The 9573-nt window shown below is 62.9% G+C and carries 9 protein-coding genes and 2 tRNA genes; 6 read left to right on the top strand and 5 right to left on the bottom strand.

The annotated features are described in order from the left end of the window. Positions 1 to 126: 126 nt before the first annotated feature. Complete coding sequence (locus NKH03_RS14310) at positions 127 to 1791, bottom strand: ABC transporter substrate-binding protein (RefSeq protein WP_352968856.1); 1665 nt, start codon at positions 1789 to 1791, stop codon at positions 127 to 129. 288 nt (positions 1792 to 2079) lie between these two features. Between NKH03_RS14310 and NKH03_RS14305 the strand changes: the two genes are divergently transcribed. The 4 genes from NKH03_RS14305 (at position 2080) to NKH03_RS14290 (ending at position 5285) form a co-directional block, all read left to right on the top strand. After that, complete coding sequence (locus NKH03_RS14305; RefSeq protein ID WP_352968855.1) at positions 2080 to 3138, top strand: ABC transporter ATP-binding protein; 1059 nt, start codon at positions 2080 to 2082, stop codon at positions 3136 to 3138. Positions 3139 to 3165: 27 nt separating this feature from the next. Then, positions 3166 to 3618 carry an RbsD/FucU family protein gene (locus NKH03_RS14300; protein WP_352968854.1) on the top strand — a complete coding sequence of 151 codons (453 nt, stop codon included), beginning with the start codon at positions 3166 to 3168 and terminating at the stop codon, positions 3616 to 3618. A 4-nt stretch (positions 3619 to 3622) separates the two neighbouring features. Then, positions 3623 to 4552 carry a ribokinase gene (rbsK, locus tag NKH03_RS14295; RefSeq protein WP_352968853.1) on the top strand — a complete coding sequence of 310 codons (930 nt, stop codon included), beginning with the start codon at positions 3623 to 3625 and terminating at the stop codon, positions 4550 to 4552. Between the two features lie 415 nt (positions 4553 to 4967). Then, positions 4968 to 5285, top strand: a complete 318-nt coding sequence (locus NKH03_RS14290) for a hypothetical protein (protein ID WP_352968852.1) — start codon at positions 4968 to 4970, stop codon at positions 5283 to 5285. A 126-nt stretch (positions 5286 to 5411) separates the two neighbouring features. On the opposite strand, the gene NKH03_RS14285 is transcribed toward NKH03_RS14290, so the two are convergent. Continuing rightward, a tRNA-Asp gene (locus NKH03_RS14285) sits at positions 5412 to 5488 on the bottom strand. 215 nt (positions 5489 to 5703) lie between these two features. On the opposite strand from NKH03_RS14285, the gene NKH03_RS14280 reads away from it, so the two are divergent. Continuing rightward, a tRNA-Val gene (locus tag NKH03_RS14280) sits at positions 5704 to 5779 on the top strand. A 31-nt stretch (positions 5780 to 5810) separates the two neighbouring features. Here the strand turns inward: NKH03_RS14280 and NKH03_RS14275 are convergent. Next, the gene (locus NKH03_RS14275; protein ID WP_352968851.1) at positions 5811 to 6038 is read right to left on the bottom strand and encodes a hypothetical protein; all 228 of its coding nucleotides are present in this window, start codon (positions 6036 to 6038) and stop codon (positions 5811 to 5813) included. A gap of 282 nt (positions 6039 to 6320) precedes the next feature. Between NKH03_RS14275 and NKH03_RS14270 the strand changes: the two genes are divergently transcribed. Further along, positions 6321 to 7520, top strand: coding sequence for an IS256 family transposase (locus NKH03_RS14270; RefSeq protein ID WP_352968850.1), 1200 nt, complete (start codon positions 6321 to 6323; stop codon positions 7518 to 7520). 136 nt (positions 7521 to 7656) lie between these two features. On the opposite strand, the gene NKH03_RS14265 is transcribed toward NKH03_RS14270, so the two are convergent. Both NKH03_RS14265 and NKH03_RS14260 read right to left on the bottom strand, forming a co-directional pair. Next, the gene (locus NKH03_RS14265) at positions 7657 to 8427 is read right to left on the bottom strand and encodes an SDR family NAD(P)-dependent oxidoreductase (protein ID WP_352968849.1); all 771 of its coding nucleotides are present in this window, start codon (positions 8425 to 8427) and stop codon (positions 7657 to 7659) included. A 13-nt stretch (positions 8428 to 8440) separates the two neighbouring features. Next, positions 8441 to 9436: an ABC transporter permease gene (locus tag NKH03_RS14260; RefSeq protein WP_352968848.1), complete on the bottom strand. Its 996-nt coding sequence runs from the start codon at positions 9434 to 9436 to the stop codon at positions 8441 to 8443. Positions 9437 to 9573: the final 137 nt, after the last annotated feature.

Raw genomic sequence — 9573 nt, 5'->3', positions numbered from 1 at the left:
CCCGCCAGGGGGGTGGCGGCCCACGCCGCGACCCCCACAACCCCCCCCTTTTGCCGGCCCCCACCCCCCCCGGCGCGGGTCTAGCGGGGCCGGGCGTCCCCCCCCCCCCACGGTTCATAGGCCAGCCTACATGCCGAGCGAAGCCTTGTAGAGCTTGACCTGGTTGTCGCGGCCGATCTGGTCGGTCAGCTTCTCCCAGGCCGCCGCAATGGCGTCTGCGCCTTCCTGCGCCTTCATCTTGCCGGCGAAGGTGTTGGCCAGAATGTCCTCGGCGGCGCTGTAGTATTGGAAGATGCCGGGGATGCGTGGCTCGATCGCCGCGTTCGGATGGTTGTAGCTGTCGGATTCGGACTTGAGATACGAGGTGATGAAGGCCTCGTCGTAGCCGGCGGCAACCCATTCCGGAACGTCGAAATGCGAGTTGCGGTAGGGCTGGAAGCCCGACGGATACATCGCCGTCCAGATCGACAGGTCCTTGCCGCCGAGATGGGCGGCGGCGGACCATGCCGCCTTCTTCTTCTTCTCGTCGCTATCGACGCGGGCCATGACATAGACACCCCAGCCGAGATAGGCGCAGTTGGGCGCATAGTTCGGGCCGCTGGCGAGCTTGTCCCATTTGCCTGTCTTGGAGTTGTAGACATCGTCCGAGCCCGGCAGGATCGAGAAGCCGGTGACATCGCCGACGACCGAGGAGTCGTTGGTCTTGACGTTTGAGCCGACGTCACCCCACCAGGTGACCATCGAGCCGGTGCCGGCCAGGAACTGCTGGAAGGCGGTCGTGTTCGGATCGGCGTTGATCTGGTCCGCGGGTTCGGACGGCAGCGCGTCGATGACGTCCTGGATGGCGCGCACCCAGGCCGGATTGTTGACGCGCGGCTTCATCGTGTCGGCGTCGAACAGCCAGGCCTTGTCGTCCGGATGCTTGGCATAGGCGCTAGCGCGGCTGCCGAGGAAATAGAAGCCGAAACCGCCCCACGCCTTGGGCGCGTCGAGATAGCCAAAGACGTCCTGGTCCTTGAGCTTCTTGCCCTTGAGGAACTTCGTCACCGCCTGCACCTGCTGCCAGGTCTTCGGCACGCCCCACTCGCCTTCACCGCCGCCATCCTTCCAGGCCTTGGCGAGGTCGGCATCGGCGAACACGTCGGTGCGGTAGTTGAAATTGTGCGCGTCGCCGTCGACGGTCACGCGATATTGCTTGCCGTCCCAGGTGCCGACCGGCGGCTGCAGATAGGCCACGACGTCCTTCATGTCGATCTGGTCCTTGACCCAATCCGGCATTTCCGACGTCAGACCCTTGCCGCAGACATCGCCTTCGAACGGTGCGCCCATCTCGATGATGTCGAAATCGACGGTGCCGGTGGCGATCGACTGCTGCAGGCGGGCGTTGTAATCGGCCTGCGCCAGGTCGATCCAGCTGATCTTGGCGCCGGTATAGGCCTCCCATGGCTTCAGGAAGCCGCGGAACAGAACATTGTGCAGGTTCTGGTTGTTGAGACCCATGAAGGTCAGCTCGACGCCGGCGAATTCGCCTTCCTTGACGTTGGCCTTCGTGGCCTCGAGGCAGAGTTCACCGACCTTCTGGAAATCAGCGTCCGTCGGCTGGCCTTTGCCGACGCCGGGAATCTGCAGGATTTTGGAGCGAAGTTCGCTTGCGGCGGAAGCCGGGCGCGTCAAGGCGCCAAGCCCGGCGCCCGATGCGGCTGCAATCGCGGCCATGCTGGCCGCACCCTTCAATATGTCGCGCCTTGTAGCGCCGGCACGAACCAGTTTCTCGTAAAGACCCGTTCTCATCGCCTATTCCTCCCAGAACTTCAGTGTGAATAAATTGACCAACTGTCGGACGCTGGAGCGCCAACGATGCTCCCGGTTCGGAAACGAATTAGCAGGACCCCACCCTGCGTCGATTGAAGTTCCGATTGCGGATCGGGTACCGACGTTTTGACCAGCGCCTGCCACTATTCTCACAACCAAACGCCGTGTCAACGAGAACGGGTTTTTATCTATAAGAGACCGACTTGCCCTGACCGGTCGCGTTGGTTAGCTTCTGCGCCTACGGTTAATGGAACCGACGGGGGAGATATGGCGCAAGTCGCGATCAGCAAGGTGGCCAAGGCATTCGGAACCGTCAAGGTTCTGCACGAAGTCAGCGTCGACATATCGGACGGACAGTTCGTGGTGCTGGTTGGCCCTTCGGGTTGCGGCAAGTCCACGCTGCTCAGGATGGTGGCCGGGCTGGAAACCATCTCGGGCGGCACGATCGCCATCGGCGACCGTATCGTCAATCATCTGCCGCCGGCCAAGCGCGACATCGCCATGGTGTTCCAGAACTATGCGCTCTATCCACACAAGACGGTCGAGCAGAACATGGCCTTTGCGCTCAAGCTGCGGAAAACCGATCCGGCCGTGGTCGCCGAGCGGGTCAAGCGCGCCGCCGACATCCTCGACCTCAATCCCTATCTGAAGCGCTATCCCCGCCAGCTTTCCGGCGGCCAGCGCCAGCGCGTAGCCATGGGCCGTGCCATCGTGCGCAATCCGCAGGTGTTCCTGTTCGACGAACCGCTCTCCAATCTCGACGCCAAGCTGCGCGTGCAGATGCGCACCGAGATCAAGGAACTGCACCAGCGGCTGAAGACCACCACCATCTACGTCACCCACGACCAGATCGAGGCCATGACCATGGCCGACAAGATCGTCGTCATGCGCGACGGCCGCATCGAGCAGGTCGGCGCGCCGCTGGAACTGTTCGACCGGCCGGCCAATCTGTTTGTCGCCGGCTTCATCGGTTCGCCTTCGATGAACCTGCTCAAGGGCGTCATGCGCAAGGGCGCCAAGCCGGGTGTCGACATCGCGGGCACGCTGTTCCCGGTTGCATCGGACAATGCCGCACAGGACGGCCAGGCCGTCGTCTATGGCGTGCGGCCGGAGCATCTCGAAATCCATCCCGATGGCGTGCCGGCGAAGATTTCGGTGGTTGAGCCGACCGGCTCGGAAACGCTGGTCTTCCTGCGCTTCGGCGAAGGCGAGATGGTGGCGCTGTTTCGCGAGCGCCACGACTTCAAGCCGGGCGACACGCTCACCCTGAAGCCGCGGCTCGACCAGATCCACCTTTTCGACGCCGAGACCGGCAAGCGTCTCTGATCTCAATCGGACTTCACGAGGAATATCATGCTCAAAGGCATCAACCCGCTGCTCAATGCCGACGTGCTGCAGGCATTGCGGGCAATGGGCCATGGCGATGATCTAATCATTGCCGACACCAATTTTCCGTCCGATTCGGTGGCGCGCCAGACCGCGCTCGGCCGCCTGCTGCGCATCGATGCGTCGGCCGCCGAGGTTGCAAAGGCGGTGCTGTCGCTCTACCCGCTGGACACGTTCGTCGACGACTCGGCGGCGCGCATGGAAATCGTCGGCAAGCCGGATGAGATTCCGCCCGTGCAGAGGGAAGTGCAGAAGGAAGTCGACGCGGCCGAGGGCAAGTCGTGGCCGATGATAGCGGTCGAGCGCTATGCCTTCTACGAGCGCGCCAAACAGGCCTATTGCGTCATCCAGACCGGCGAGCGCCGCTTCTATGGCTGCTTCGCCTTCCGCAAGGGCGTCGTGCCGCCGGATGCGGAGTAGCGGCATGGCTTCGGGCAAGCCTGTCGTCATATTGGGCGTCTTCGTCGCCGACACCGCCTACAGGGCGCAGCGGCAGCCGCGCATGGGCGAAACCCTCCTCGGTACATCCTTCACGCTGGGTCCGGGCGGCAAGGGCTCGAACCAGGCGGTCGCCGCCGGCAAGCTTGGCGCAGACGTCACCTTCCTCACCCGCCTCGGCGTCGACCCCTTCGCCGACATGGCCAGGCAGACCTGGGCGCGGGCGGGCGTCAAGAATGCCGTCATCGACACGCCGGAAAGCTATACCGGTGCCGCCTACATCTTCGTCGAGGAGACGACCGGCAACAACGCCATCATCGTCAGCCCCGGTGCCGCCATGCTGATCTCGCCGGCCGATATCGAAGCCAATGGCGCGATGATCAGCGGTGCCGGCGTCTTTGTCACCCAGCTCGAACAGCCGATCGAAGCAGCCATGCGGGCGCTGGAGATCGCGCGCGGGGCAGGGGTGACGACGATCCTCAACCCGGCCCCGGCGGCAAAGCTTCCCGACCGCATCTACACGCTCTGCGACTACCTCACGCCCAACGAGACCGAGACGGAGGAGCTGACCGGGATGAAGGTCTCCTCGGTCGACGAGGCGCGGCGCGCCGCGGACAGTCTGCTTGAAAAGGGCGTCGGCACGGTCATCGTCACACTGGGTGACAAGGGCGCGCTTTTGCACTCGAAGGACCGCTCCGACCATGTTCCCGCCATCAGTGCCGGCCCAGTGGTCGAAACCACAGGGGCGGGCGATGCCTTCAATGGCGGGCTGGCCGCGGCCCTTTCGCGAGGCGTGGAGCCGTTGCAAGCCGTGCGCTTTGCTTGCGCAGTCGCCGGAATTTCAGTGACGCGACCAGGGACCGCGCCGTCGATGCCGACGCTGCAGGAGGTCGAAGCGCTGCTGGCGAGGGGATGAGGTTAGGGCAGCGCATGGCAAGATTGTCAAAGAGCGCTTGGTGGTAGCCATATTCTGGAGGCGGACCCGTCTAATGTCGCCATCTTGGCCCGTAAATCCGAGTCCACTGAGAAATCGGTCAAGACCAATCCGCGGATAGGCTTCCGCCACCGTGTGTCTAAATGCGCCAAACCACCTAGCTAGCCCGCGATTGCCATTCCAAGGCCAACGCCCAGGCCGATAGCGAGGCCCAGGACGAGCTTGCTGGCGAGATCGAGTGCTCCCGGTGGCAGGACAACACCGCGGAGCGTCCTTATATTAGCAATAAACGATATATTAACAGCCGTGATGCAGCCTTCCACATCACGGGGGATGGGGGAAAACACCTCCTCGTCGACGTTTCCGGTGGGACGGTCGACCAATGCGGAGCAAACGCATGAGTGTCGGAGCAGCTCTCGAACAATTGCTGCGGTTGATTCATCGCCGAGCCATGAAATTAGCGGCGATACCGGAGGATGAAAGAGATTCACACTACGATCTCATCCGCCTGTCATGTTGCGCAGCCGCCGAACGCATTGGGCAAAGTCCCGACAAGGCCGCCATTACGGCAAACGATATGGTTGAATTTGTTCGCGCATTGGTCGGAATCATCGAGGTAGGCTGCGGATCAGACCAAAGGCCAAGTGACGATCGACCGGCTGCATCACCGGCACGGCATTTTGGCAGCCGGGAGAATGGCGCTGCGCGCATCTAGGGAGGCGCGCGCTTCAAGCGGCTGCAGTCGTCCGCGAATTCTTCGCAGCCTGCTTACATGGTCCGATTGCCTGACAAGGCCAAAGCCTACTTAGCGCGAAAACCATTTAACTATCAGTAAGTTAAATGGCGCGAGTGACGGGGCTCGAACCCGCGACCTCCGGCGTGACAGGCCGGCACTCTAACCAACTGAGCTACACCCGCGCATGGCGAACACGTGTCAGCCGTGTTCGTCGTTGGGCGCTGGATAAGGGGTTCGCCACCGGGTGTCAAGCGCGACAGGACAGCATAACAGCAAACAGGAGAAGGTTTTTTGACAGCCGGCGTTTTGTTGGCAAAACCGGCGTCCAACCAGGGTGTCCCACATTCATTTGGCCTTGCGAAGCCGATCCCGACCGCTTAAAGGTCCGGCCCGGAGCGGGCGATTAGCTCAGTTGGTAGAGCGCTTCGTTTACACCGAAGATGTCGGCGGTTCGAGCCCGTCATCGCCCACCATTCCAATCACACAATCCATCCACGGCCCGCGTCAATGGCGAAGCGCGCGGTGCGGAGTGGCTGGCTGTCCATCAGCCGCGCCATCGCAAACCCGGCGCAGGTCGGCATGGATGTTTTTGGAGTTCAACAGCTCGGCTGCTTCCGGATAGCCCTCGGCCAGCAATGTGGCAACGATCTCGGCAGGCGAGTGGTGGACGCCGTCCTCTGCCAAAGCATGAGCCCGCTGGTAAATATGACTGGTTCTGATTTCGTCGGTCATTCCCAAATATCCCCGTTGGTCAGCACTTGATGAACAACCCTTGAGATGCGAAGTTGTTCCACTGCAACTTTGGGGATATTTGACAACTAGTGCGCGGGCGATAAGTCTGCCACTTGAAGTTACAGCTCTCATTCCGGTTCCTCGTCAGGAGACTCAGCAGGATAGTGTCCTGAAGGTTCTGCAAAAAGTTTTGGAGAGAGAACGGCGCTTGCTCTGAGGGGCGAGCGGCCATGGCACGATGGTGACGTTGCAATCACCGATTCCCGTGGAAGGGGAAGTGCCATGACCAATCGAGAAGTTAGACTGAGCAGAGGCGAGTTGAAAGCGTTGCTGTTGTCGGATGAGGACGGCTTTCGCCAGGCATTGCAGACTGTCGTGCAGGAGGTTCTTGAAGCCGAGATGACGGAGGCGATCGGGGCCGAGAAAGGCGAGCGGACGGCGGAGCGGACGAGTTACCGGTCCGGCTATTACGAGCGCAAGCTGGTGACGCGGGTTGGGGTGCTGGAGCTTCGCGTTCCGCAGGATCGGGCCGGCCGGTTCTCGACGGAGTTGTTTGAGCGCTACCAGCGTTCGGAGAAGGCATTGGTGTCGGCACTGGTGGAGATGTACGTGCAGGGCGTCTCGACCCGCAAGGTGAAGGCGGTGACGGAGGAATTGTGCGGCCACTCCTTCTCGGCCTCGACGGTGAGCGAGGCGACGACGCGGCTGGATGAGGCGCTCAAGGCGTTCTTCACGCAGCGGCTCGAGGAAAGCTATCCGTATCTCATTTTGGACGCGCGCTACGAGCGGGCTCGCGAGGCGGGCGTGATCGCCAGCCAGGCGGTGCTGGTGGCGATCGGCGTGGATTGGGAGGGCCGGCGCCAGGTTCTGGGCGTTGAGCTGGCCAACCGGGAGAGCCATTCGAGCTGGCGCGAGTTCCTGACGGGGCTCAAGACTCGCGGGCTCGCCGGCGTCGAGTTCGTCGTCTCCGACGACCATCCGGGGCTCAGGGCGGCAATCCGCGAAGTGCTGCCCGAAGCGGTCTGGCAGCGCTGCTACGTGCACTTCCTCAGAAACGCGCTCGACTACGTGCCGCGCAAGGTCGACGACGATTGCCTGATGGAGCTCAGATGGTTCTACGACCGGCGCGACCTTGCCGAGGTCAAGCGCGACCTGGCGCAGTGGATCGCCAAATGGCAGGCCAAATACCCGAAGCTGGTCAACTGGGTGGAGGACAATATCGAGGAGACGCTGAGCTTCTATCGGCTGCCGCTTGCCCATCATAAGCACATGAAGTCGACCAACATGCTGGAGCGGCTGAACCAGGAGATCAAACGGCGCACCCTGGTCGTCCGCATCTTCCCCAACCCGCGGAGTTGCCTGCGGCTGGTTCGGGCGTTGGCGGTGGAGATCCACGAGAACTGGCTCGAGGCGACCCGCTATCTGAACATGGATCATCTGCGCGAGCACAAGAAGGAGAGCCTGAGGGCCTTGGCCGCCTGAGCACCGTCATGTGTCCGCCGCTCCGCTAAACACGGGGGCTGCGCGACGGACACCCCGACGTCACCGCGATGCCACGCCATTTTTGCAGAACTTGACGCACACAACTCTCAGCAGTCCATCGTCATTCCTGCGGTGATCACGGCGGCAAGAGCCGAAAATCATTGCCTTCCGGCAGCAGCTGCCCGCCGTCGACGATGATGGTCGTGCCGGTGATGTAGCTGGCATCGTCGGAGGCGAGGAACAGGAAGGCGTTGGCCACGTCGCGCGGGCTGCCGAGGCGGCCGAGCGGGATGGAGTCCTCCATGTTCTTGATATAGGCGGCGCCACGATGCAGCTCGATCGCCTCGGTCAGGATGTTGCCGGGCTCGACGCCGTTGACGGTGATGCCGTAGCCGGAAAATTCCAGCGCCGCCGCACGAATGAAGCCGTTGATGCCGGCCTTGCTGGCCGAGTAATGGCCATGGCCCGGGCTGGTGACGTGCGGGCCGGTGATGGACGAAGTGTAGAGCATGCGGCCAAAGCCTTGCGCCTTCATCGGCACCAGGGCCGCGCGGCTGGCATTGAAGGTGCCGCGCAGATTGACCGCCATGACACGGTCCCAGTCGTCGGCGCTGGTGTTTTCGATCAGCTGCCAGGGATAGATGCCGGCATTCTGCACGATGATGTCGAGGCGGCCATGGTGCTTCAGCGCCAGCGCCACGGCGGCCTCGGCGTCGCTCATTTGCGAGATGTCGGTGCGGATGAAGGGGACGCCGATTTCGCGCGCGGTCGCTTGCCCCGCCTCGACCTCGGTGTCGGCGAGCACAAGCTTTGCACCTTCCTCCGCAAAGCGCAGGGCGATGCCCTTGCCGATGCCGCGGGCGCTGCCGATGATCAGCGCCACCTTGTCTTGTAACCGATTGGTCATGCGAGCCGTCCTGTCATGCGAGTCTTTGGCGGATGGTTTGCTTGAAAGCGTCGAGCAGCACGGCGGCCAGCACCAGCAGGCCGTGGATGACCTGGGTGAAGTTGGCCGGCAGGCCCATCAGGTTGATCGCCGTGTTGATGGCCGAGAGCAGCAGCACGCCGGCATAGACGCCGGGCAGGGTGCCGACGCCGCCTTTCAGGCTGACGCCGCCGATGACGACGGCGGCGAAGGCGTTGAACAGCAGGCCGACGCCGAGATTGGCGGTGGCGCCCGAGGTCCGGATCGCCAGCAGCCAGCCGGCAAGGCCGGCGATGGCGCCGGCGAGCACGAAGGCGATGACGAGATTGCGGTTGACGCGGATGCCGGCGCGGAAGGTCGCGGTCTCGTTGCCGCCGATCATGACGAGATGCCGGCCAAACGGCGTCTTGGCCATGATCAGCGAGAAGACGACGAAACAGGCGACCGCGATCCAGGCGGTGAGTGGCAGGCCGATCAGGCGCTGGATGCCGAACCAGCGGATGGCCGGCGCCAGGTCCTGCGCCGAGCGGCCGCCCGAAATCACCAGCACGAGGCCGCGCACCCAGATGTAGGACGCCAGCGTGATGATGAAGGCGCTCATCTTCACCTTGACCACGAGGTAGCCGTTGACGGCGCCGATGATGCCGCCGACGGCCAGCGCAACGAACAGCGAAACCGGAACCATCAGCCATTCCGGATGCAACTGCACGCCCATGCCGATGCCCGACGAGCAGAACAGGATGCCGACCGCCATGGCGCTGAGCGCTGCCACGGATTCGACCGACAGGTCCATGTGACCGGCGATGATGACCAGCGCCAGGCCGATCGACATGACGCCGAGCACACTGGAAGCCTCGATGATGTTGGCGAAGATGCCGAGCTGGAAATAGTTCGGGACAAAGATGGAAAAGACCACCAGCACGAACAGCAGCATGAACCAGACGAGGTTGTCGAGAACGAACTCCAGGGCTTTGCGTGTACGCGGGTTCATGGGCTGATCCGGTTGGCGCATGCCGCCGCGAAATCAATTCGATTTCGTCGGGTCCAGGCGCGGATTCAAATTCGCCACGGCGTCCTTCCGAACGCGGCGTTGTGAAGGGGCAGGCTCCGGGCCGCTACGGCCCGGAG

This window comes from Mesorhizobium sp. M1406, from assembly GCF_040317555.1.
Taxonomy (GTDB): domain Bacteria; phylum Pseudomonadota; class Alphaproteobacteria; order Rhizobiales; family Rhizobiaceae; genus Mesorhizobium.
Note: the sequence above shows the minus strand (reverse complement) of the source record. Positions and strands in the feature narration are given on the sequence as shown.

Coding starts and splice junctions, on each gene's coding strand:
- NKH03_RS14310 (WP_352968856.1), bottom strand. CDS start 1,791: ATGAGAACGGGTCTTTACGAGAAACTGGTTCGTGCCGGCGCTACAAGG.
- NKH03_RS14305 (WP_352968855.1), top strand. CDS start 2,080: ATGGCGCAAGTCGCGATCAGCAAGGTGGCCAAGGCATTCGGAACCGTC.
- NKH03_RS14300 (WP_352968854.1), top strand. CDS start 3,166: ATGCTCAAAGGCATCAACCCGCTGCTCAATGCCGACGTGCTGCAGGCA.
- rbsK (WP_352968853.1), top strand. CDS start 3,623: ATGGCTTCGGGCAAGCCTGTCGTCATATTGGGCGTCTTCGTCGCCGAC.
- NKH03_RS14290 (WP_352968852.1), top strand. CDS start 4,968: ATGAGTGTCGGAGCAGCTCTCGAACAATTGCTGCGGTTGATTCATCGC.
- NKH03_RS14275 (WP_352968851.1), bottom strand. CDS start 6,038: ATGACCGACGAAATCAGAACCAGTCATATTTACCAGCGGGCTCATGCT.
- NKH03_RS14270 (WP_352968850.1), top strand. CDS start 6,321: ATGACCAATCGAGAAGTTAGACTGAGCAGAGGCGAGTTGAAAGCGTTG.
- NKH03_RS14265 (WP_352968849.1), bottom strand. CDS start 8,427: ATGACCAATCGGTTACAAGACAAGGTGGCGCTGATCATCGGCAGCGCC.
- NKH03_RS14260 (WP_352968848.1), bottom strand. CDS start 9,436: ATGAACCCGCGTACACGCAAAGCCCTGGAGTTCGTTCTCGACAACCTC.